Source organism: Dysgonomonas sp. Marseille-Q5470, assembly GCF_951230145.1.
Taxonomy (GTDB): Bacteria; Bacteroidota; Bacteroidia; order Bacteroidales; family Dysgonomonadaceae; genus Dysgonomonas.
In genome coordinates this window covers 74458-98394 of record NZ_CATNVE010000006.1, presented here as the reverse complement: position 1 = coordinate 98394, position 23937 = coordinate 74458, and the positions used below count along the sequence as shown (strand labels likewise).

Genomic DNA, 23937 nt, shown 5'->3' with positions numbered 1-23937 from the left:
TTAATCTTATAATGAGAATTTAATACCTAAATTGTAACGTCTCACAGTAGGATAAGCGCCTAAATAACCTGCACCGGATAAATTTGCTTCACGGTCGTCAGGCATTCTTGTCCACAACCACAGATTATTTCCATTGAGATATATTTTCATATTTTTCACACCTAATTTCTTAATCCAGCCATCAGTAAATGTATAGGCAACCTCAGCATTCTTCAAACGGATATATGATCCGTCATATAAAAACTGAGTACTGGTATTATAGCTCGGACTAGAAGACCATCGTGGCACTACAACATCGGCAGATGTATTATCTTTCGACCACCATGTTCCTATATCGTATACAGTGTTTAGTTTATTACCGAAGCTTGTTAATGATACATCTCGGGTTACATTTGTCACACCATAGAACTGAACGAAAGCACTAAATCCTTTCCATTCGAAGCCAATAGTAGCATTGAATGTATTCTGAGGTGTACCGGAATATCCATAAGGCACTAAGTCTTTATTGTCAATCACCCCATCTCCATTGAAGTCTATTATGTTATAATCGCCGGGTAATTTTTGCGAATCGTTAGTGTCATGACGGGTACTTCCATATAATTGGTCGTAGGTATTGACATATCCGGCATCAACGTATGATGTATATTGTCCAATGCTATATCCGGCAGCTTTCTGATAAGCAGGTCTTAACGCCTGGTCATCTTTTTCTAATATTTTATTTTTAGAGTGTGTCATGTTGAAATTACCCCAAAGTCTCATATCATTAGAAAGTCGTTTATTTATACGTAATTCCAATTCATAACCATTTGTACGAACTCTACCAATATTCGCTGTAGGAGGCATAGCTCCCAAATACGACGGAGTAGAACGTTGATCACCCCATACCAAGATATCTCTACGGTCATCTCTAAAAACATCTACGCTACCAATAAATAATCCGTCCAAGAATGAGTAGTCTGCTCCTACATTTATCTTTCTTACGGTTTCCCATTTCACATTTTCATTTCCAAGTGCTGATTTTCTGTACCATGTATAAGGACTATTTCCATGATTTAAATCCATTGCTGTAACTCCTCCATAAGCCCACTGGGTCATATAAAGCCAACGTCTGGCTGAATCGAATTTGTCACCACCAAGATTATCATCTCCAATTTCCCCATATGAAGCTCTGATCTTAAGCATATCTAAGAATTTTAATCCTTTCATAAAATTCTCATTGCTTAACATCCATCCTATAGCACCAGAATTGAAGAATGCAAAACGATTTTCTTTACTGAATTTATCAGAACCATTATAAGCACCGTTGTATTCTATAAAGTATTTGTCTGCGTAATCATAAGTAGCACGGAAAGCCCAGTCTTCACGGAAAATAGGCATCACACTACCTCTCGCCTCTTCTTGACGACTGAAAACACCCATGGCTGTTATGCTATGCGCATCAAATTTACGAGCCCAATTCAATTGGGCCTGATAGTATAAATTACGTAATGTTGCTCCATTATTTACAGATCCTCCTGATGTAGCCCAGTTAACACCTTGCATCCAGTCGAACTTATTATTTCCATCAAAATTTTGTCTATAAGTTACTTGACCTGTTTCTGGATCTATCCATTTTCCCTGAGCCGAATTATTTAAATCATTTATTCCTCTTTCGAATTCAACGAAAGTATTATCCCAAGAAACAACTCCTCTAGCAGACAATCCTTTTGTTATAAAACCCAAGTCTTGCTCTAAAGTAAAGTCTGTATTGATACGAGTTGTTGTTGTCTGCATTGTACCTCCCAAAGAAAGAACTGCAGCCGAGTTACTCACATTCGAAATATTTGGATAGAATCCCCATGAGCCGTCCGAATATTGGGGAAGGAAAACATCCGGTGCAATATTATAGGCTCCAGACCATTGTTGAGCAACAGCCCATGTGGAGTTATCGGTTTGTCCCCAAGGTGTTTTCTTGATAGCATTAGAACCCGCTAGATTAACCTTAAACAAAGTTGTCTTTGTAATTTGAAAATCCAGATTACTACGAACATTTAGCCTGTCGAATCCATATCCGGCATTATAATTACGTCCATTATCATAAACGCGGAAAAGGTCGCCTTCATGCACAAAGTCGGCAGAAGCAAAGTATTTTACAACTTTTGTTCCTCCCGATACATTTATATTTGCATTATAAGACATTGCAGTCTTCTTGAATAGAGCATCCTGCCAATCTACATTCGGATAGCGTTCTCGTTGCTCTATAGTAGTCTGGTTCCGATAATTGTTGATGAATGCTTGTGGTCGTATATAAGCCCAAGAATCAGGCGTTAGAGCTAATTCATGCTCAATAGCCCTGTTACGAGCCATTAATGCATCATAAGAATCCAATTTGTTAGGTAATTTAGACGGAGCTTTTAGTGTTGCATTGAAACCAACATCTATCTTTGCGCTTCCGTCACTACCTCTCTTGGTGGTAACCAAAATAACACCATTCGCACCTTTAACTCCATAAACAGCTGTAGCAGAAGCATCTTTCAGAACAGATACGCTTTCTACCGAACTAATATCTACGGAGCTGATTGGACGTTCGATACCATCGACTAATACTAGAGGATCGCTATTGTTCCACGAACTAGCTCCTCGAATTACAATCTTTGGTTCTTCTTCTCCAGGCATCCCTGTACTCTGAGTAGTGATTACACCCGGCAAATTACCGGTAAGAGCAGCTCCAATATCAGAAATACCAGCGGCACGCTCTAAAACTTTACCTGTAGTTTGTGTGATTGCTCCTACGACACTGGCCTTCTTCTGTTGACCATAACCTACCACAACTACTTCACTTAAAATCTCTTCATTTTCGGACATAACCACTCTTACATTCTGTTTGCCTTGTATGTTTATGTCCTGTGTTGTCATGCCTACATAAGTAGCTACGATGGTCTTTGTTCCGGCTGGAACAGTTAATGAAAAATTTCCATCAAAATCTGTTACAGTTCCTACTGATGTATTGCCCTTTAAAGTAATATTAACTCCTGTAAGAGGCTCATCATTTTTGTCTACGACATTTCCCGTAATAACAGTTCCTTTCTGCGCATATGCTGCAAAGCAAATAAATAGCAGTAGTAAACTTATGCAGGGAATTTTCCAAGCTCGTTTTGTTTTATTATTCATTACTATTAGTTTAATATGATTAACAATTTTAATTTATCATAATATGATCGATTCTTAATATCAATCTAATAGGATTATAAAAGTCAGCTGTCATCAATATTAGTTTTCATGGATTAAAAATTAAATAATAAGTTAATGCCTATTATTAAAAAATACATTTGCATACTCTCTTCGAGAATTTGTCAAATCAGCATTTAGGTCTAGGAGATTATTGATCATAGAAAACATAACATAGAGTATTGTCTAGCTACATTTTCTTCAGTTTATTGGTATTTTTTCACAAAAGAGTTTTTTATCATATGGTATTACAATTTAAGGTTATTTTAAGTGTATTATTTACAATTATTATCTCAGACAGTATTTTTTATCACCACAGTTTTGGTTATCGTTTTCTGTTTTTCTAATAGTATTTGCTGCAGTAAAATGCCTGGAGAGATGGTATTAAATTTTTCAGGTAACTATCGACGTAGTGAATAATCGACTCCAAAATGTATGCTAGTTCTCCACTACGCCGAAAAAAGTTTATATGCAAATAAGCAAAAGCTTATGGTTGAAAATCATTTGAAGATGTTGAATATAAACCAATCAATGCTCCAGTAAACCCACCAGCAACATCTGTGGAAAGAATATCACCGGAAACAGTTCCTCCAACATTTTTGAATACTTGATTATCAACAGAGTAATTAAATCTATAATTATCTTCGTCTGCTTCAACCTGCAATTGTATTGGTTTGCTTACATCAATTTTTTCACTAGCAACAAGGGTAGACTTATTCTTATCTGTTCTGACAAGCAAGATATAAGAGTCGCTTCCTTTTTGTGTAATACCAAATACATAGTTAAATGATTCTTTTTGATAACAAACGATTCCGGCTAAATCAGTTTCAGAGGCAGGTACATAGTTCATGTTCACTGTTGTTGAAAATGTTTTATGCTGTTGTCTATGAAATAAAGCTGAAATAGGCTTACGATCTTTGATGTTTGCCTGGAATGGCTTAATCTGTAAACCATCTTTTGTAATATTCACAAAACCTTCACGAGGGCCTCTTACTGCTATCCATCTATGATCTAAACTTTTGCTTGAAAAATCGTCATTAAAAGTAAAGTTTCCATTAGGGAAGAAACCATTCATTCCTGTTTGATTTTGTACACCTTCCGGCATTTTCAACTTAGGCGATAGAGGAATAAGCCCATTCTCGAAAACAGGGAATTCTCCACTCCAGTCTACAGGTAATATAAATGTTTCTCTACCCGAATTTACTCTTTGTTTATTATTAGGACGAATTGCTAAAAACACGCCGTAATACTTACCATCAGGAGCTTGTACTAAATCGGCATGTCCAGCCCAATCTACTTTATCTTTTCTATCTTTTGCAAAATATCTTTGAGTCAATATAGGATTATTAGCAGCCGGCTTAAATGGTCCGCGTGGATTTTCACTAACAAAAATCACTTCACTATGCCAATCGCCAGTACCTCCTTCTGCACACATCAAAAAATAGCGACCATCTTTTTTATATATATGAGGGCCTTCTATCCATATAGGTCTCTTTGTAATATCCACCCCCCCATCTACTATTATTTTATCTGTACCAGGAATAACTCTATCGTTTTCTACATCATATTCCCATTGTTTAATAACCCTGTGACCAGAATACAATTCTTTGCCATGATCCGGAGCATCATTGTGTACTAAATAAGCTTTACCGTCATCATCAAAGAATAAAGCCGGGTCAATTCCATTAAACTCTAGGCGGATCGGGTCGCCCCATCCTTGTCGAGGATCTTTAGTTTTAACAACAATATTACCCAAACCTCCTCCAATATGAGTCGTGATCATATAAAAGGTGTCATTATGAGGATTGTATGCAATGTCGGGAGCATAAACTCCTGCACTCATTTCTATATCTTGTACTTTTAGTTGAGTTGGTCTTTCTAATACATTTCCTATTTGTGTCCAATTAACTAAGTCTTTACTATGAAAGATTGGGACTCCCGGGAAAAAAGCAAAAGATGAGTTGACCAAATAATAGTCATCTCCTTTACGAGTAATACTCGGGTCGGGATAACACCCTTGCAAAATCGGTGTATAAAATTCATTGCTTTTTAAAGGATTTTCATTATAAACCTTATCATTCCCTTGATAAATAAATTTGGAAAAAGTAGGAATCCCTTTTTGAAGTTTTTTGTTTGCCTTAGTCTGACTGCTCAAACTAAAAGGACTAAATAAGAGTATACCTGTAATAATAGCAATTACATTTTTTTTCATGATATGAATTAAGTTATTATATGGTTTTACGCTTTAGCGATAACATTACAAAGCTATATATCTAAAAAAATTAAAGGATAAAAACTTGTTTCTTTTACAATCGCACAAGTAATTACAACCCTACGGATTGTTGCATTTTCAATCTTCTATGTTGCACGTTACATTTCCTTTCACTAAAAAGACTCTCTACATAAGGGAGAAAGCGAATAATTGGCTTTTTTATATTATTTATAATCGATTGCATAAAAACAGAGTCATCGTCCCTCGTATATGCAGCAACTAATTAAGTGTACCTTCAATCGTTTTGATTTTACCGTTGCTGTCATATTCCAGTTCTACCACCTTAAGGCTACGCAACCATGTTTTCCCTCCAGATGGTACACAGTCATGGTAAAATAAATACCATTTCCCTTTGAATTCGGCAATTGCATGATGAGTAGTCCAACCGATAACCGGAGTAAGAATTACTCCTTGATACACAAAAGGACCGTATGGATTATCTCCGGTAGCATAACACAATAAATGTGTATCACCTGTGGAGTATGAAAAGTAATATTTACCATTGTATTTATGCAACCATGATGCTTCAAAAAAACGCTTCTCTGTATCTCCTGCCGTTAATGAGTTTCCGTTTTCATCTAGGATGAGAACATCGCGAGGCTCTTCTGAAAATCCAAGCATGTCAGCACTCAATTTTACAACTTTAGGACATAAAGCTAAATCTTTCCCTTCGGGCAGAACGGCACATTCTAGCGCTTTGTTGTTGCGATAACGTTGAAGCTGTCCACCCCATAATCCACCAAAATACATATAGTATTCGCCATTTTCTTCCCAAATAGCAGGATCGATACTATAACTTCCCTTTATTGGATTTTCCTCAGGAGTGAATGACCCTTCGGGCTTATCGCCAATAGCTACTCCTATACGAAAAATATCATTTTGATCCTTCAGTGGAAAATACATATAATATTTGCCATCTTTACAGGCTACATCACAATCCCACAATTGACGACCAGCCCAAGGGATATCAGCTGTATCTAAAACAACACCATGATCTTTAAGAACACCATTTTCGATATCATCCGTAGAAAACACATGATAATCCTTCATATTGAAGTGATCGCCATTATCATTTTCTTCGATTCCACTTTCCCAATCGTGTGAAGGATATATATACAATCTCCCGTTAAAAACATGAACAGCTGGATCTGCCATGTAAGCATCAGGAACTAAATATTTAGACGTTTTCATATTTCCGTTATTTCTCAGTTGATATTCTTTTTTATTTTCTTCTAGACATTGCCTCATCTATAATACTCTGAACAACAGGTTTAGCTTTATAATTCCTATCAAATAACAAAGGATAATCTGTACGTCCTCTCATTGGAAAATTATTTTTCCACGAATCGCCATCCGTAACACCCCACATAGTTACCCTACTTACTTTATCAGAATTATCCAAAAAAAGTGTAAAGTATTCCAACATCCGCTTACTCCAAACATCTGAAACAGAATCGGGCAAAGCTTCAACATAAGGATTCATCTCCTTCCTATAAGCTTCTGTATCCGATATATTAGCTCCCACATTAAAGCGAGGCGAAGGCAATGCACTCAATTCAAACTCTGTAATCATAACTTTTACACCCAATGCTGTATAGGCATCTATCGCCGCCTTATAATCAGCTAATGTCGGGGAATCTAATCCCACATGACCTTGCATACCAACGCCATCGATACGAATACCTTTTTCTTTTAAAGTTTTAACTAGATCCACAATCGCATCGCGCTTCTCATTAAGCCATTCATTATAGTCGTTGTAATAAAGCTCTGCATCGGGATCAGCTTCATGAGCATATTGAAATGCTAACGGAATGAATTCTTCACCTAATATCTCATAGAATTTACTTTTGCGAAACTCTCCATTATCTAATATCGCTTCGTTAACAACGTCCCAGCCTTTTATGCGTCCTTTATAACGGTTCACAATTGTTGTTATATGATTTTTTATCCTTTCTTTTAATACTTCAGGCGAAACGTCTTTTCCTTTATCATCAGTAAAGAACCACGACGGAGCCTGAGAATGCCAGATCAGGCAATGGCCTGTGACAAACAGGTGGTTCTGCTCACCTAATTCAACAAACTTATCCGCATCATCAAAAAAGAACTCTCCTTCTTTGGGCTGCATATACATGCTTTTCATGCAATTTTCTGCTACAATGGCAGCAAACTGATCTTTTACAATTTTCAATGAAGCTGTATCGCGACCTTGTATCTGATTTAGATTTAAAGCCGTTCCGATATAAAACTTTCCATCTAGTGCATTTTTTAAAGATGGATTTTTGTCATCACTTGTCGATTTAGCCTGAACACAGCAGAGCAATAAAAGCATCAAGCTAAAACTAAGAATAGGTGTTAATAATTTCATGATAATGATTTTCTATATTATATATTTATTAATTTCATTTTTAGATGAACGTTACTTGTCATTCAGATAACGTTCTTCGATTTCCAAATGAATCTTGTTTATCTCATTGTATTCCTGTTCAGGTTTAGATTTATCCCCGCCGGTTTTATAAATTAAACTATAAGCACAAGCCATACCAGTATCTTTATTGATTTTGATTTATGCCCCCTATCTTCACACGTCTAAGGCTAAGGACTTTCTGCATTGTAAAATTAAACCATTAACAAAAGAGAGGTAACTATTATTGATACAGCTTACGCTATCATATGTTTCGCAACAACTCTAAGATGTTTCACTTTATATCTATATTGTTTCTTCAGATTCTTGAAAGCATACAAAGAGATTTTTTGTGCTTCTTTTTCACAAAAGAGCTTGACCTCAAAAAACAGACTATTCCGTCTAAAAAGTCAATGCTAGCATAAATGCCATACATTTGCACTTATAATCGAATTGATACATGTGTAGATTTAGCTAAAATATACTAACATTTGAAATTTAAAGAAACGTACATGCAATTATACCATCATTAATATATGTGTTCCCAAAACAGAAGAAACCGATATAATCCACCTAAACAAAGACATAAAACACCCTTTACGTTTCACAAACGATAGTTTATGTTGCACATGGAACAAAATATGTTTATTTTGTTCCCTTTTTCATTGTTTAATTCTTTATTTTTGTTTCACATTCTAATACCGAAAATCTAAAATACATGAGCAAACGCTTTTTTTTGTTTATTGCCCTTTCGTGCGTCTCCATTAGTTTAAGCTTAGCTCAACAGGAACGCTTTTATGGATTAGGGAAATTATCGAGCAACCTAATCACCCGAATTACTCAAGATTCCTCAGGATTTATTTGGATAGCTACCCAGAACGGATTAAATAAATTCGATGGATGGAATTTCACTCATTATTTTTACAATGACAAAGACTCCACATCCTTATCAGGTAATTATATCGAAACTTTTTTCACTGATGACTCCGGCTCTCTCTGGATCGGTGCAAATAGAGGATTAGAATATTACAATCCTTACAAAGACTCTTTCATTCATGTCAAATTCCCCGATAATACACATCCATCAGTCAGAGGAATTATACAACTGCATAGCGGAGAAATCTGGATTGTAACAGGAGGCTATGGCGTATACTCTATTAATAAACAAACAATGACAGCAACTTCTCTCACAGATATAAACAAACTATTGGTAATCCCTTATTCTAACCATATTTTTGAAGATCGGGCACACCAAATATGGATAGTATTATCAGAAAGCCGTATGGCATGTATTTCTCCAGACAAAAAAAGCGTAAAAACTTATGATTTACCTATCGACCCTCAATATAAGGTCTATGGAATAACAGAAGACCACATGGGAAGAATGTTTGTTGCAACAAGCTCTTGTGTTTTTTTATGGGATATAATCCGTCAAGACTTTATGCGTATCAAAAATGATGAACCAAATGTAAATATACGAGGTATCGCTTGTCTTAAAGACGGAATGGTATACGTCAACACTGTAGGGCAAGGACTGAAATATATAGATACCAATACGATGACCTTGGTTACGCCTTCCAAACTTAAAAATGGATATGACAATCCTATAAAAGAACGTATTACAACTTTTTTTGAAGACAATAAAGGGAACTTATGGTTTGGATGCAATCAAAAAGGATTATTAATGGGCTTAAATGAGCCTACTCAGTTCGATTTTTGGTATTTTAAAGAAAATGGAGAGACAGGATCTATTACTTCATTATATGAAGACCGTGAAAATGAATTATGGCTAGGAACGGACAATGGTAAACTCAATAAGATAAACAACAGAGGGAAGATTTTAGAGTCTTATAATATTCAAAAAGATGTTTCTACCATATATGAGGATATCAACGGAACATTTTGGATTGGAAGCTACCAAGGAGGTGTTTATACTTTTGATAAAAAAAGTGGGAGGAGTGCTAAATATCCATCCTTCGAAGGAAAATCTGTTGTTGCTATAGCTGAAGATAAAAAGAAAAATGTATATATATCCGTACTTGGAGAAGGTTTCATTCGGTATAATATTGAAACAAAAAAATGGATATTGATATCTGATAAAACCCGTTTAGCAAATGATCAAGTTTTATCTAACAACTGGATTAATGATATCTTGTGCGACTCCGATGGGCTTATTTGGCTTGCACATAGTATAGGTGTAGACTGTTACGATCCGAATAAGAATATCCTTCTACACTATAGCGATGATACATCTCTTTCTTCTATGATTTGCACCACTCTAATGGAGGACAAGAAAAAAAATATTTGGATTGGGACAAATAATGGATTATACAGATATGACAAAAAAAACAAAAAAATAGAACACTATGGGATGGAAGAAGGTTTGCCGAACAACATTATATGCGGACTAGGCACTGATGCTACGGGAAACAACATTTGGGGAAGTACACTCAACGGAATATTCCAATTAAATATAGAAACCGGACGTATCGCATGCTACTACACAGGGAATGGACTTGTTGATAGAGAATTCTCGAAGAATATTTTCTTACAAGATAAGATGGGATATTTATATTTCGGTGGATTATATGGAGTAACGAAATTCCTCCCGGATTCAATTAAGGCTCTAAGTTTAGACTTTCAACCCAAACTAACTCATTTATACATAAATAATGTATCAGTTAGTGCTGATAAGATAATAAAAGGCAAACCGATATCCGAGACTAGACTGTTTGATGCCTCAGAGATAAACCTATCCTATAACGAAAAGTCTTTTTCTCTGGAATTTTCCACAATGAATTATCATAATCCGGAGAATGTTATTTTTGAGTATCGCCTACTGGGAATGAATGAAGAATGGATATCTACATTTCCGGGAGAGAATCGTATAACATATAACTTTTTATCTCCAGGGAATTACACCTTAGAAGTAAGAGCTTTCGAGAACAATGCTTATTCTTCTATCAAGACTCTAAACATAAAGATTTCACCACCTTGGTACAGTACTACTTGGGCAACATCCTTATATGTATTACTTTTTATCGGAATATTAACAGGTATTGTCTATACATGGCAGAAACGTCAACAAAGACGTAGAGAAGAACAAAACAATGAAGATAAATTGAAATTCTTCATTAATATTGCACATGAACTACGATCACCTACCACACTAATCATAAGCCCATTATCTGAATTACTAAAAACCGAATATGATGAAAAAACAAAAAAGTTATTAGAAACAATACAGCGTAATGCACATCGGATAATGAGCCTTATAAACCAGCTTTTGGATATTAGAAAGATAGACAAAGGACAGATGAAGATTGCATGTCAGGAAACGGATATGGTCGGATTTATAAAAGACCTAACACTTGTATTTGATTACCAAGCAAATAAGCGAGATATAAAGTTCTCTTTCGAATCAACAGAAGATCGTCTGCCAGTATGGATTGACAGAAATAACTTCGACAAGGTATTGATGAACTTGCTCATAAACGCATTCAAATATACGAAGGACGGAGGAGAGATTAAAATAACCCTTACAACTATTAAATCCGAAAATGCAGGAAAGTATGCTGAAATTAATATCATTGATTCGGGATTAGGATTAAACGAGAAAGAGGTTGAACGCATTTTCGAACGATTTTATCAAACAGAGCCATACAATCCATTAGGATTCGGCATAGGGCTGAACTTATGCAAACTATTAGTTGAGCTTCACCATGGAACTATAAAAGCTTCTAATAGGAAGGATATACAGGGTAGCTGTTTTACTGTTCGTATTCCTATAGGGAATGAACACTTCACAAAAGAAGATATTGTTCAGCAAAGCGAAACAATCCGCTTTGCATTAGAAACACCTATTTGTTGGGAAGAAAAAGATCATCCAACAGTAGCAATTAAAAATAAAAAAAGACAACGCATATTGGTTGTAGATGATGATGAAGGACTACAGGAATATATACAAAGAGAATTAAGTGCGAGTTATAAAGTCGTTACTGCAAATAATGGCAACGAAGCCTTGCAAATATTACTACAAGAACGCATCGACTTGGTCATATCAGACGTAGCAATGCCCGAGATGGATGGTTTCACTCTACTCAAGAAAATTAGAAGCAATGAGAATATAAGTCATATCCCGGTGATCCTCTTAACATCTCAGGTTGAAGCGGATAGTCGCATGATGGGCTGGAATGTAGGTGCGGATGGCTTTATGGATAAACCGTTTCTGATGGAAGAACTGCTCTTCCTTTGTAATAATCTGATATCAAACAGATCTTTATTGAAAGGTAAATTTGTAGGGGTAAAAGAGTTGGAAGAAAAAGTTACTCCCTTAGATATTAAATCGAATGACGACTTATTTATAGAACGACTGATGACTCTTATTAATAAAAATATAGACAATTCTAAATTCAGCATCGAGGCTCTATCTAAAGATGTTGGTATCAGCCGTACACAACTACATCGAAAACTTAAAGAAATAACAGGGATAACTACCAGCGACTTTATTCGAAATGTACGTTTAAAACAAGCTGCAAAATTGTTAGTTGAGAAAAAAGTAAACATATCACAAGTCGCTTATGCTACAGGTTTTTCGAACCCTACCATTTTTGCAGTTGCATTTAAGAAATTCTATGGATGTACCCCTACAGAGTATGCAGAGAGGGGAGAAAGTTAAGATGCAACATAAAAGAACGAATATGCGACATAATAGCAGTCCAAAGCACTATATACGATTGTAAAAGGAATGGATTCTGTAATTATTATTTTTAATGTTTCGTAAATTTGAAATATGATTATTGAGAAAAAACAATTATTGAAAACAAGAAAGCTTCACTGATGAAAATGACAGTTTATATCTAAAAAGCCCTAGTTTTACAAATATAATTTCTCTGATTAAACTTCGAAACATCAAAATATTTAACAATGAGTTCTATTGATTTATTAAACAAAAGTGCAGACAATATTCGTATACTGTCGGCTTCAATGGTTGAAAAAGCGAAGTCAGGACACCCTGGGGGAGCAATGGGTGGAGCCGACTTCATCAATGTTTTATTCACTGAGTTTCTCGTTTACGATCCGCAAAACCCGACATGGGAAGGTCGTGACCGTTTTTTCCTCGATCCCGGACACATGTCACCCATGCTTTACAGCACATTGTGCCTGACTGGAAAATTCACACTCGAAGACTTACAGCAATTCCGTCAATGGGGAAGCGTTACTCCAGGACACCCCGAGAGAGACATCAACCGCGGAATAGAAAATACATCAGGACCACTGGGGCAGGGACATACTTTTGCCGTAGGAGCCGCAATCGCTGCCAAATTCTTAAAACATCGTTTTGGTGAGCGTATGAATCAGACCATATATGCGTTCATCTCGGATGGAGGTATCCAGGAAGAGATTTCGCAGGGAGCAGGGCGTACGGCCGGACACCTGGGACTTGATAACCTGATCATGTTCTATGATTCAAACGGAATACAGCTATCTACAAAAACAAAAGAAGTAACCGAAGAAGATGTTGCCGCTAAATATCAGGCATGGGGATGGAGAGTGATCACCATTAAAGGAAATGATGCCTCCGAAATACGTGCCGCTCTTACAGAAGCTAAAGCTGAAAAAGAAAAGCCGACCCTTATCATCGGTAAAACAATTATGGGTAAAGGTGCCATTAAAGCAGACGGTTCAAGCTTTGAAAATGAGACTGAGACTCACGGACAACCCTTAAGTGCTGCCGGGGCTTCTTTCGACAAAACAATCGAAAACCTAGGAGGTGACCCCACAAATCCGTTCGTTATTTTCCCCGAGGTAAAAGAGCTATATGCTAAACGCAAGGCTGAACTCGAAGAAATAGTAGCAAAGAAACACGCCGAAAAACAAGCCTGGGCTAAACAAAACCCGGAGCTTGCCGAAAAAATGCAGAAATGGTTCAGCGGCTATACTCCGGCAATCGATTGGGCAGCCATAGAGCAAAAACCTAATCAGGCGACTCGCGCGGCATCGGCAACCGTACTGGGTGTGTTGGCAAAGCAAGTAGAGAACATGGTTGTTTCATCTGCCGACCTTTCCAACTCAGATAAAACAGACGGCTTCCTGAAATATACCCACAGCATGAAAAAAGGAGACTTCTCAGGAGCATTCCTGCAGGCAGGGGTATCGGAACTGACAATGGCTTGTCTGTGTATCGGCATGACATTGCATGGCGGTATCATTTCGGCTTGTGCAACCTTCTTTGTGTTCTCTGACTACATGAAACCGGCGATACGTCTGGCTGCTCTGATGGAACTGCCGGTTAAGTTTATCTGGACGCACGATGCTTTCCGTGTAGGGGAAGACGGACCGACACATGAACCCGTAGAGCAGGAAGCCCAGATTCGTCTGTTGGAGAAATTGCAAAATCACAACGGGCACAACTCCATGCTGGTACTGCGTCCGGCAGATGTTACGGAGGCAACCGTTTCTTGGAAAATGGCCATGGAAAATCAAACAAGCCCGACAGGACTGATTTTCTCCCGTCAGAACATCAACGACCTGCCGGCAAAAGAAAACCGATATGCAGAAGCTCTTCAAGCGGAGAAAGGAGCATATATAGTGGAGGAAGATGCGAACTACGACATCATCCTGCTGGCTTCTGGATCGGAAGTATCGACACTCGTTGACGGGGCTAAACTGCTGAAAGAAGACGGCATAAAAACTCGTATTGTTTCCGTTCCATCCGAGGGAGTATTCCGCACACAAAGTAAAGAATACCAGGAAAGCGTATTGCCGGAGGACAAGAAAAAGTTCGGATTGACTGCCGGGCTACCTGTGACATTACTTGGGCTCGTTGGCGACAATGGCAAAATTTGGGGAATGAACTCTTTCGGGTTTTCCGCTCCTTACAAAGTTCTCGACGAAAAACTAGGCTTTACACCTGATAATGTATATAAACAGGTCAAAGAATATCTGAAGTAATATAAAAAAACAAAGCTGATATACAGAATGGCTCGTTAACCAACCAGAAGTATATCAGCTTGTCTATTTTTAATAGTATTTATGTATAGAAATTAAATCAATATCAATGAAGAAATTATTTACAACAATATTCTCTTTCGTTTGTGTTATTCACCTTTGTGCTCAGGAAACTACTCCTAAAATCAACTATTTTGATCTGAAAGACATAATGTTATTGGATAGTCCTTTCAAAAGGGCACAGGATCTTGATAAAAAATATCTTTTAGATTTAGATGCAGATAGACTTTTGGCACCATTCTTAAGAGAAGCTGGATTGCAGAGAAAGGCAGAGAGTTACACGAATTGGGAAAACACGGGTCTTGACGGACATATCGGAGGGCATTATGTTTCAGCTCTTGCTTTGATGTATGCTTCTACAGGAGATGAACAGATAAAAAATCGTCTTGACTATATGATAAATGAATTGAAACGATGTCAGGATAAAAATGGTAATGGATACATTGGAGGTGTTCCGGGCGGAAAGGCTATTTGGGAGGAAATAGCCAAAGGTGATATTCGAGCCTCTGGTTTTGGGTTAAATAACAGGTGGGTTCCTCTCTACAATATTCATAAGACTTATGCAGGCTTACGTGATGCCTACCTTATTGCAGGGAATGAGACAGCAAAGGATATGTTAATTAAAATGACAGACTGGGCTATAAAACTAGTATCGAATTTGTCTGAAGAGCAAATACAAGATATGCTGCGCAGCGAACACGGAGGACTAAACGAAACTTTTGCGGATGTTGCCGTAATAACGCAAAATGAAAAATATTTGAAATTAGCTCATCAGTTTTCTCACCAATTAATACTAAACCCATTATTAGCTCATGAAGATAAACTAACAGGATTACACGCAAACACGCAAATTCCTAAAGTTTTAGGTTTTAAACGTATTGCTGATATCGAAGGGAATGAATCTTGGTCGGAGGCCTCTCGTTTCTTTTGGGAAACTGTAGTAGAGCATCGCTCGGTATGTATAGGTGGAAATAGTGTAAGAGAACACTTCCACCCAACAAATGATTTTTCGAGTATGATAACAAGTAATGAAGGCCCCGAGACTTGTAATACATACAATATGCTCCGTTTATCTAAAATGTTTTATCAAACATCCTTAGATAAAAAGTATATTGATTATTACGAAAAAGCATTATATAATCATATCCTTTCAAGTCAAAATCCTCAAACCGGAGGCTTAGTGTATTTCACACAAATGCGCCCCGGACATTATCGTGTATATTCGCAGCCTCAAACCAGTATGTGGTGTTGTGTTGGATCTGGAATAGAAAGCCATGCAAAATATGGAGAAATGATTTATGCACACACAAGTGATGATTTATATGTAAACCTATTCATTCCTTCTTCATTAAACTGGAAAGAAAAAAATGTTGAGATTGTTCAGGATAATAAATTCCCCGACGAATCAAAAACAGAAATCACTGTAAACCCTAAGAAAAAAAGTGAATTTACAGTGTATGTACGATACCCATCATGGTTAGAAAAAGGAACAATGAAAATTAAGCTGAATGGAAAAACGTATGCTGGAGTTCTAAAGAATGGTTATATTGCAATAAAAAGAACTTGGCAAAAAGGAGATCGCATAAGCGTAGAATTACCGATGACTATTGTTGCGGAGCAACTTCCTGACAAATCAAATTACTATTCATTCCGATATGGACCAATTGTTCTTGCTGCGAAAACAGGACAGGAAGATATGACCGGTTTGTTTGCTGATGATAGCCGTGGTGGACATATAGCACACGGAACTCTTCTCCCTTTATCCGAAATGCCTCTATTGGTTAGCGATAAAGAAGATATTACTTCAAAAATTAAACCTGTACCGGGTAAACCTCTGACTTTCAAGTTGAGTAGCCTTTATTCCACCAAATATCCGTCAGAATTGGAATTTATTCCTTTTTTCAGATTGCATGAGTCTCGCTATATTATATATTTGCCCCAAACAACAACTGAAGGATTAGCTAGTTTGCATGAACAAATAAAACGAGAGGAACAAGAACGTATAAAACTGGATTCTAAAACCATAGATAAGGTAGCTTGTGGAGAACAACAACCGGAATCAGATCACTTTATACAATTCGAAGAATCGAATGCAGGATCATTCGAGAACATTCACTGGCGGGAAGCTAAGGGCTGGTTTAGCTATCAAATGAGAAACAAAGACAAGAAGGCCAAAGTTCTATATGTCAAACATCTAGCTTCTGATAAACCAAGCATTTATGAAGTTTCGGTCAATGGAGAGAAACTTCAGAATCTAAGCTTAGATAATAAGCCAGAATCGGGAATCCAATTTATACTATTAGATATTCCTCTAAGCGAGACGACAAAAGAGATATTAGATATTAAATTTACTGCAAACAAAGAACATACAACACCGAAAATCATAGAGGTTAGATTATTAGAAGATAAATAGCTGTTTAGTATTACCTTTACATTAAAATAAAAAAGAACCAAGACTAGCTGAGTCTTGGTTCTTTTTTACGATAATATTAATGGTATGTAACCAGTGTTAATCAACATATGAAAAAAAAGAATACCCTTTTTTCAATAATTCATCATATTTTTCTTTGTTGAATTTGTAGTAAAAAGCACCTCGCTTCGAGGTTGATTTATCTTTATCCTGTTGCTTTTCCAAAACATTCATTTCCAGCATCTTCTTTCTGAAATTACGTTTATCTAATTTTGTTTGATAGATTGCTTCATAAAGGGATTGCAATTGAGGTAAAGTAAATTTTTCAGGTAATAAATTGAAACCGATAGGCTGAGTCGCAGCTTTTCGTCTAAGTATCACTAATGTATCTGATAGCATCTGGTTATGGTCGAAAACTAATTCTCCAACCTTATCCACTTCTTCCCATCTGGCATTGTGAACCTTACAAAGTTTATCATCGAACAATTCCAGATCAATCAATGCATAATATGCGATAGACACAACCCGTTCTCCTTGATCACGATTAATATCGCCATATACACCAACCTCTTCCATATATACGTTCTGAATACCGGTATATTCATAAACAACACGAGAGATTGTTTCATTAAGATGTTCATTCGAACGCAAAAATCCACCCATGAGTGTATCATGACCTTCTAATGGATTAAATTTTCGCTTCGAAATAAGTAAATACATTTTATCATCTTTAAAACCAAGTATTATACAGTCGACGGATATATAGAATTTTTCTTGCTCTTTATAGAATGATGGTGTCATCTCAATTTATTTAAATTAAAAACAAACAATAGAGTGTATAATAAACACTTATTACATGCAAATATACCATCTTTTTTATAATTATTTATCCGACTCGTATTCATTATATAATATTGCGTTATCCGACAAAAGTATGAATATACAACAACTAGAATAAAGACACAGATAGTTAAACACTTAACTACGATCTATATTATATTCTCTAATAAGTAAAACTTGTTTATTATTGAAATATTCGTCTGACAAAATTATACAAACTATTCTTCCATACATCAAAATCGTGCCCTCCTGGTGTAATGTAATAGATATGCTCTACTCCATTCTTATTAAGTGTGTTATTATATACTTCTGGCCATTCTTTTACGACATCATCATTGCTTCCTTTTACTATCATTATCAAAGTCGATTTCTTATACTTTGAAGGCACAGTAAGCGTTTCTTGTGTAAAAAGACCTTTCTCTACATCATAAGGCAGAACACCTACTGCAGGAGTGAATGCTCCGATATATGCAAATTCATCAATCATTTCTATTCCAATATGGAGAGCAGAACGACCTCCCATGGATAAACCTGCTACAGCACGATTATCTCGTCCGGAAAGTACCGGATAATTTTTCTCTATATATGGCAACAGGTCATTTTGAAGGTCATTCAAAAAATTATCATATTCCTTAAAATGTTGGACAGAGTAAAACTCCGGGGCAACTTTCACACTATCATGCCTAGCTTTGATATTGGGAATAACAACTATCATTTCTTTACATTTCCCCTCATGGAGTAAGTTCGATATAATTTGATCCGGATTGCCGCCAAACCAGTCATTCTCATTTCCGCCCAAACCATGAAGAAGATATAAGGTCGGGTATTTCTTATTCTTATCATAATTTGGCGGCAAAATTATTTTAGCGGGCCTATTGCTATTGGTTGTCTTCGAAAAATAACTGACATCGTTAACTACACCATACCTTACATCCGGTTTGCGTTGATCGAAACCAATAGGTGTATCATAATTGTTATCTACAAATGATTTCACCTTAGGTGTAGTACAACTTACCAATAAAATCAGAGATATACTGAACAGAAAGAACAGCTTTTTCATTGTTTTTGTTTGAATATTAGAGGTAAAAATTGATTAAGGCATCGTCTCCAAGTAAGCCACTCATGATGAGTTCCTGGAGATTCGTAATATGTATTATTTATCCCATTTTCCTTTAAGAAATCACTAATGCGTTTGCTGCCCATTCCCTCTTCTGAACCCATGCCTAAGAAAAGAGTATGAACTTTTTTGTTAAAAACATCAGGCTGCGCAAAAACACCGTTGTAGGCTTTCTTTATATTGTCTTCTTTCAAAAAGAAAAGAGCGCCACTAAAGGCTCCTATATGCGAAAACTTATCTATATTATTCAATGTAGTCTCAAATGTCTGATGTCCTCCCCACGACAAACCGGCCATGGCTCTGTTTTCTCTATCCGAAAATGTCCGGAAATTTGAATCAATATAAGGTATAATATCATTTATAAGTATTGGGGTAAATAATGCTCCAAACTCCTTTTGAGATTCTCCTTTTTTAGTTCCATGTATATATCCACAATTACCATAATCCATTACAACAATCATCGGAACACACTTCTTTTCACTTATCTGGTTATCTAAAATAAATGCCATTTTCCCTTGTCTGCTCCAGCCGGTTTCGTCTTCACCCATACCATGTTGAAGATACAGCACAGGATAACGTTTTGTAGGATTCGCTTCATATTCGGCAGGGGTATATACAAAACATCTACGTTGCTTCTCCTCTACTTTCGAGAAATAATAACATTCTCGAACTTGCCCATGAGCAATATCTTTTTGATACGAATAATAAACAGATTCTGCTTTAGATTCGGGAATTTCTATACCGCTCGCCATTCTTCCACAACCAAAAAACGTCTGGCTGGCGGGATCTACTACAGATACTCCATCTATCAATAAGAAGTAGTAATGAAATCCTACCACCAATGGGTCGGTTGTTACTTCCCACGTACCGGCTGCATCTTTTGTCATCGGATATTTTTTTCCACATATATCAACTTGCATGCTTTGCGCAGAAGGAGCTTGGATACGGAATGTAGCACTTAAATCTCTATTCACTATAGGATATTGACCTTCAGGAATATTGTACTCAGACGAAATACCTCCCTCTAAATCTTGTGCTGTAGCTTTAGAGGCAATAGACAGAACTAAAATAAACAGCAAAATACAGTTTTTCATAATAATTAGATATTTAATAGTTAGGACGGAAATATTATTTTATAGTTTCCACTTAAATGCATAAAAGCAAACAAATACAATAGTCCATCATAGTATGCATCAAAAAATCCATCTTCGTATGGCTTATGTTCAGAATTCCAAAGATGATGAACAAATTCACTCCTCTTAGGATAAGTAGACATTGTAGTTGCGGCAGCACTTGTAGCAACTAATCCTAAGGAGTGTCTTAAATTCTTTTTATAGTTCCCTGCCGGTAATGTATCAGAAACCATTCCTCCATCAATCGTATACTGGTCTACAAATGTTTCCAACCCTTGAGAGTATAAGAAACTTTGTATCTTAGTGCCATAGTCTTGTTGCCATTCTTTGTCTGCACAACTCCACGAATAATCCAATGCTATATTCAAAGGGACTCTCCATGAATCAAACCGAAAATCTTCACCGACAATACCATATTCAGTGCGAAATGGCCTTCCATCGTAATATGAATAATCAGGAGTTAAGCCTGTTACATGATGCACAGCCTTATGCAGATAGTCTCGGCTAGAGCGAGCACATTCTTTCCAATATTCAGAACGTCCATCTTCTGCCCATTTAGCCCAAACTTCATAGAATACAGGAATGTGATACGATGGATCGGTAAACAGAGCAGCCCCTCTGAAAGGCACAAAAGTAATTAGTTTGTGCTCTGCATCGATAAGGTTGGTCACTCCGTCTTTTCCCCCACCCTTATTCATCGAACAGTTAAGTATATTCTGAGCTTCTTTCAAATAATCGATTCCTTCATCATTTCCCCAAAGATTAGATGCAAATATCAAAGAAGTAATATAATAGAGCTCTCCATCAGACGCCGATCCTTTTGCATTAGGGGTTCCATCAGTTTTGCAACTCCATGCGAAATAACCTTCAAAAGGTCCATCTTGGTGTTGCATATTCTTTTTGCTCCAACGCCATAAGCGATCAAAAATATCCTTTTTGTTCAGTTGTACAGCAATCATCATTCCATAAGACATTCCTTCTGTCCGCACATCATGATTTTTGACATCTGATATGTAAGCCATTGAATCTCCGACTTCAAAGTAAATCTTATCTCGACCGAAAAAGAGATTTTGAAATATTCCCTGTAATTTCTCATCAACCTGTTCTTTAGAGTATCCTACTTCAGTAAAAAGATTCCTATATTTCTGCGATTCAAAAGCTCCTGTCTCCCATGGAGTGACTTCGATATGTTTATTATGATTACACGATATCAAAGAAAACAAGAAAAGTACCGTGAATAATAATTTACAATAATATTTTTCCATAAGTACAATTTAATTACTTCTTTAATGAACTTTCTTTATACAGTTGCAGCATTTTTTCTGCATATCTAGTCCCTAAAGTTCGATATCCGGCAGCACTAAAATGCAATCGGTCTTTAACTCCTTCGCATCCTTTTGAAGAAATAACATGGGCATTCGGTATAACGTTGGGTAAAGTATTTATTATTAAATTCATGTTTGCACATGCCCCATATTGTTCTTCATCTAATAGTTGTCCAGCTAGTAAGGGGGTTAAATTCGGCTCAAGATTCAGATCTTTTAGTATATTGTCATATACTTTTCTGACTTTTTCCGGCCAATCAGTCTCTCCGCTATTAGATTCACCTTGATGAAGTAATATACCTTTAATCACACCACCCTGACTTTGAGCCAGCTTAGCCATTTCTATCAATCGGGCATAAGGATTGCCATCATATTCATTAACCATATTTTTGAGCCATTCTGGAGATTGGTCTACATAAGATTGAAAATTTTCTTTATCAAAGAGTTCTATTCTACAACCTCCTACCGCAACATTGATTACACCAACCTTCGTATCTGACGGAAGGTTTGCAACCATCGTCCTTCCAAAATAATCAGCCGGACTAAGTCCTGTATGACATCGTGCTAATGGTGGAATAGCTTTATACCAGTTTCCCTTAAAACGTCCCAGTTCAGGACAGTCAACCGTTTGCAACATCATAAAACGACCATCTACATCAATAGTATCTTGCGCTTCAATCTTCGCATGCCCCTCCATGTTGGATTGCCCAAAACATAAAAAAACATGAAACTTATCCTGAGCTACAATGGACATATGAAGTGACATAAAAAACAATACAATAAAAAGAATATTTTTTTTCATATAAATGCATATTTAATAGTAAAATCTGAAGATATAATTGATTATAAAAGTATTATATCATTCAGCAAACCTCCAATAATCAAAGTACATGACATCAGTATTCTGAGGCCCTTTGAAAACGAAATATAGATCATGAACACCTGTTATCTTAGGGACATCAATCGAAACCAACTTCCATCTGTCACTGCCTCCGGTACGTGGAACTTTTATTGTACCGAGTAAAGCCCCATCTAGTTTATCTTGACGAATTTCAAATGTAACATTTGCATTATGAGTAGTTCCTATTCGTGCAAAAAACTTAGAAGCTCCTTCGTTTTGGAAATCAACATCTCTAACTTTTATGTATGCCCCATCCTTTTTTGCGGTCACAAAGACTCCAACCTGTTTATTTTGAGATGCCTTTATACCTTCAGACCATGCAATTGTTTCTGCTTCTGTTTTTCGATAAGGATTGAGAGTCCCTATTCCTTGCTTAATTCCTTCTGTCATTTTCAATTGGGGGATAGAACCATCTGCATTAAACGTCATTTCCTCAACACAGACAGACCTTGTAAAACCGCTTCCACCAGGCAGTGCTCCATTATGATAGAAAAAGTAAGTTTTCCCTTTAAAATCGATCACTCCGGGATGGTTTGTAAAAGATTTACCTTCTGTAGGCATAACAATACCACCATATTTCCATGGCCCTATAGGGCTTTTACTTGTCGAATATCCTATAAATTCGGGCAAAGGGCCTCCCGGCCAAAATAAGTAATAAAGATTATTACGCTTATATAACCATGGTCCTTCCTCGTATGAAGTCGGTCTCTCCGGATTATTTTCTCTTTTGCCGAATGATTCTGCAACCATCGGAACACGGACTACATCGCCCGAATAAGAGATCATATCTTCATTTAACTTAACATAATACAACTTGGGATTTCCCCAGTAAAGATAAGCCTGACCATCATCATCAATGAATACTGTAGGGTCGATATCTCCCCATTCTGTTTGTACCAAAGGTTCACCAAGAGCATCATAAAAAGGGCCAGACGGACTATCTGCTACCGCAACACCGATTGCTCCCCTATTATTTATTCCGGATATAACAGGTACATACATATAAAATTTCCCATCACGCTCGATACATTGAGGCGCCCAAGCATCACCTTTTGCCCATTCGAAGTCTGTATATTTCAGAATTACACCATGATCTGTCCAGTTAACCATGTCATCTGTAGAATACAACTTCCAATCATTCATTGTAAACCATGTAGAGTTATCCTCATCATGAGTTGTATAAACATATAATCTGTCATTATACACCATTGGAGCCGGATCGGCTGTATACATCGTTTGTATGATCGGATTCTGCGATTGCAATAATGTTGGCATAAATATTGCCAACATTATTAAGTATATTTTCTCTTTCATATTTTT

At 36.7% G+C, this 23937-nt stretch carries 14 protein-coding genes; 3 read left to right on the top strand and 11 right to left on the bottom strand.

Going from position 1 to position 23937, the window contains the following annotated elements; translation table 11 throughout:
- Positions 1-6 precede the first annotated feature (6 nt).
- The 5 genes from QOX35_RS11420 to QOX35_RS11400 all read right to left on the bottom strand — a co-directional run bounded on the left by QOX35_RS11420 (position 7) and on the right by QOX35_RS11400 (position 8018).
- Entirely contained in the window at positions 7-3150 is a 3144-nt protein-coding gene (locus QOX35_RS11420; protein ID WP_283687000.1) for a SusC/RagA family TonB-linked outer membrane protein, read from the bottom strand.
- Positions 3151-3694: 544 nt separating this feature from the next.
- Positions 3695-5419 carry a glycoside hydrolase family 43 protein gene (locus tag QOX35_RS11415; RefSeq protein ID WP_283686999.1) on the bottom strand — a complete coding sequence of 575 codons (1725 nt, stop codon included), beginning with the start codon at positions 5417-5419 and terminating at the stop codon, positions 3695-3697.
- 279 nt (positions 5420-5698) lie between these two features.
- Positions 5699-6670, bottom strand: a complete 972-nt coding sequence (locus QOX35_RS11410; protein ID WP_283687092.1) for a glycoside hydrolase family 43 protein — start codon at positions 6668-6670, stop codon at positions 5699-5701.
- 31 nt (positions 6671-6701) lie between these two features.
- A complete protein-coding gene (locus QOX35_RS11405; protein WP_412232008.1) occupies positions 6702-7844 on the bottom strand; it encodes an endo-1,4-beta-xylanase in 1143 nt (380 codons plus the stop codon).
- Positions 7845-7895: 51 nt separating this feature from the next.
- A complete protein-coding gene (locus QOX35_RS11400) occupies positions 7896-8018 on the bottom strand; it encodes a hypothetical protein (RefSeq protein WP_283686998.1) in 123 nt (40 codons plus the stop codon).
- A gap of 580 nt (positions 8019-8598) precedes the next feature.
- On the opposite strand from QOX35_RS11400, the gene QOX35_RS11395 reads away from it, so the two are divergent.
- From QOX35_RS11395 to QOX35_RS11385, 3 genes are all read left to right on the top strand, one after another.
- Positions 8599-12558 (top strand): hybrid sensor histidine kinase/response regulator transcription factor, encoded by a 3960-nt coding sequence (locus tag QOX35_RS11395; protein ID WP_283686997.1) that lies wholly within the window; start codon positions 8599-8601, stop codon positions 12556-12558.
- A gap of 248 nt (positions 12559-12806) precedes the next feature.
- Complete coding sequence (locus tag QOX35_RS11390; RefSeq protein ID WP_283686996.1) at positions 12807-14834, top strand: transketolase family protein; 2028 nt, start codon at positions 12807-12809, stop codon at positions 14832-14834.
- Positions 14835-14940: 106 nt separating this feature from the next.
- The gene (locus tag QOX35_RS11385; protein WP_283686995.1) at positions 14941-17304 is read left to right on the top strand and encodes a glycoside hydrolase family 127 protein; all 2364 of its coding nucleotides are present in this window, start codon (positions 14941-14943) and stop codon (positions 17302-17304) included.
- A gap of 96 nt (positions 17305-17400) precedes the next feature.
- Here the strand turns inward: QOX35_RS11385 and QOX35_RS11380 are convergent, their stop codons facing one another.
- The 6 genes from QOX35_RS11380 to QOX35_RS11355 form a co-directional block, all read right to left on the bottom strand.
- Positions 17401-18102, bottom strand: a complete 702-nt coding sequence (locus QOX35_RS11380) for an NUDIX hydrolase (RefSeq protein WP_283686994.1) — start codon at positions 18100-18102, stop codon at positions 17401-17403.
- Positions 18103-18325: 223 nt separating this feature from the next.
- Complete coding sequence (locus QOX35_RS11375) at positions 18326-19201, bottom strand: alpha/beta hydrolase (RefSeq protein ID WP_283686993.1); 876 nt, start codon at positions 19199-19201, stop codon at positions 18326-18328.
- Positions 19198-20352 (bottom strand): alpha/beta hydrolase, encoded by a 1155-nt coding sequence (locus QOX35_RS11370; RefSeq protein ID WP_283686992.1) that lies wholly within the window; start codon positions 20350-20352, stop codon positions 19198-19200. The genes QOX35_RS11375 and QOX35_RS11370 overlap by 4 nt, the downstream gene beginning before the upstream one ends.
- 20 nt (positions 20353-20372) lie before the next feature.
- Positions 20373-21656, bottom strand: coding sequence for a family 8 glycosyl hydrolase (locus tag QOX35_RS11365; RefSeq protein ID WP_283686991.1), 1284 nt, complete (start codon positions 21654-21656; stop codon positions 20373-20375).
- Positions 21657-21669: 13 nt separating this feature from the next.
- Positions 21670-22470 (bottom strand): sialate O-acetylesterase, encoded by an 801-nt coding sequence (locus QOX35_RS11360; protein WP_283686990.1) that lies wholly within the window; start codon positions 22468-22470, stop codon positions 21670-21672.
- A gap of 105 nt (positions 22471-22575) precedes the next feature.
- Positions 22576-23931 (bottom strand): glycoside hydrolase family 43 protein, encoded by a 1356-nt coding sequence (locus tag QOX35_RS11355; RefSeq protein WP_283686989.1) that lies wholly within the window; start codon positions 23929-23931, stop codon positions 22576-22578.
- Between the last annotated feature and the right edge of the window lie 6 nt (positions 23932-23937).

Coding starts and splice junctions, on each gene's coding strand:
- QOX35_RS11420 (WP_283687000.1), bottom strand. CDS start 3,150: ATGAATAATAAAACAAAACGAGCTTGGAAAATTCCCTGCATAAGTTTA.
- QOX35_RS11415 (WP_283686999.1), bottom strand. CDS start 5,419: ATGAAAAAAAATGTAATTGCTATTATTACAGGTATACTCTTATTTAGT.
- QOX35_RS11410 (WP_283687092.1), bottom strand. CDS start 6,670: ATGAAAACGTCTAAATATTTAGTTCCTGATGCTTACATGGCAGATCCA.
- QOX35_RS11405 (WP_412232008.1), bottom strand. CDS start 7,844: ATGAAATTATTAACACCTATTCTTAGTTTTAGCTTGATGCTTTTATTG.
- QOX35_RS11400 (WP_283686998.1), bottom strand. CDS start 8,018: ATGGCTTGTGCTTATAGTTTAATTTATAAAACCGGCGGGGATAAATCT.
- QOX35_RS11395 (WP_283686997.1), top strand. CDS start 8,599: ATGAGCAAACGCTTTTTTTTGTTTATTGCCCTTTCGTGCGTCTCCATT.
- QOX35_RS11390 (WP_283686996.1), top strand. CDS start 12,807: ATGAGTTCTATTGATTTATTAAACAAAAGTGCAGACAATATTCGTATA.
- QOX35_RS11385 (WP_283686995.1), top strand. CDS start 14,941: ATGAAGAAATTATTTACAACAATATTCTCTTTCGTTTGTGTTATTCAC.
- QOX35_RS11380 (WP_283686994.1), bottom strand. CDS start 18,102: ATGACACCATCATTCTATAAAGAGCAAGAAAAATTCTATATATCCGTC.
- QOX35_RS11375 (WP_283686993.1), bottom strand. CDS start 19,201: ATGAAAAAGCTGTTCTTTCTGTTCAGTATATCTCTGATTTTATTGGTA.
- QOX35_RS11370 (WP_283686992.1), bottom strand. CDS start 20,352: ATGAAAAACTGTATTTTGCTGTTTATTTTAGTTCTGTCTATTGCCTCT.
- QOX35_RS11365 (WP_283686991.1), bottom strand. CDS start 21,656: ATGGAAAAATATTATTGTAAATTATTATTCACGGTACTTTTCTTGTTT.
- QOX35_RS11360 (WP_283686990.1), bottom strand. CDS start 22,470: ATGTCCATTGTAGCTCAGGATAAGTTTCATGTTTTTTTATGTTTTGGG.
- QOX35_RS11355 (WP_283686989.1), bottom strand. CDS start 23,931: ATGAAAGAGAAAATATACTTAATAATGTTGGCAATATTTATGCCAACA.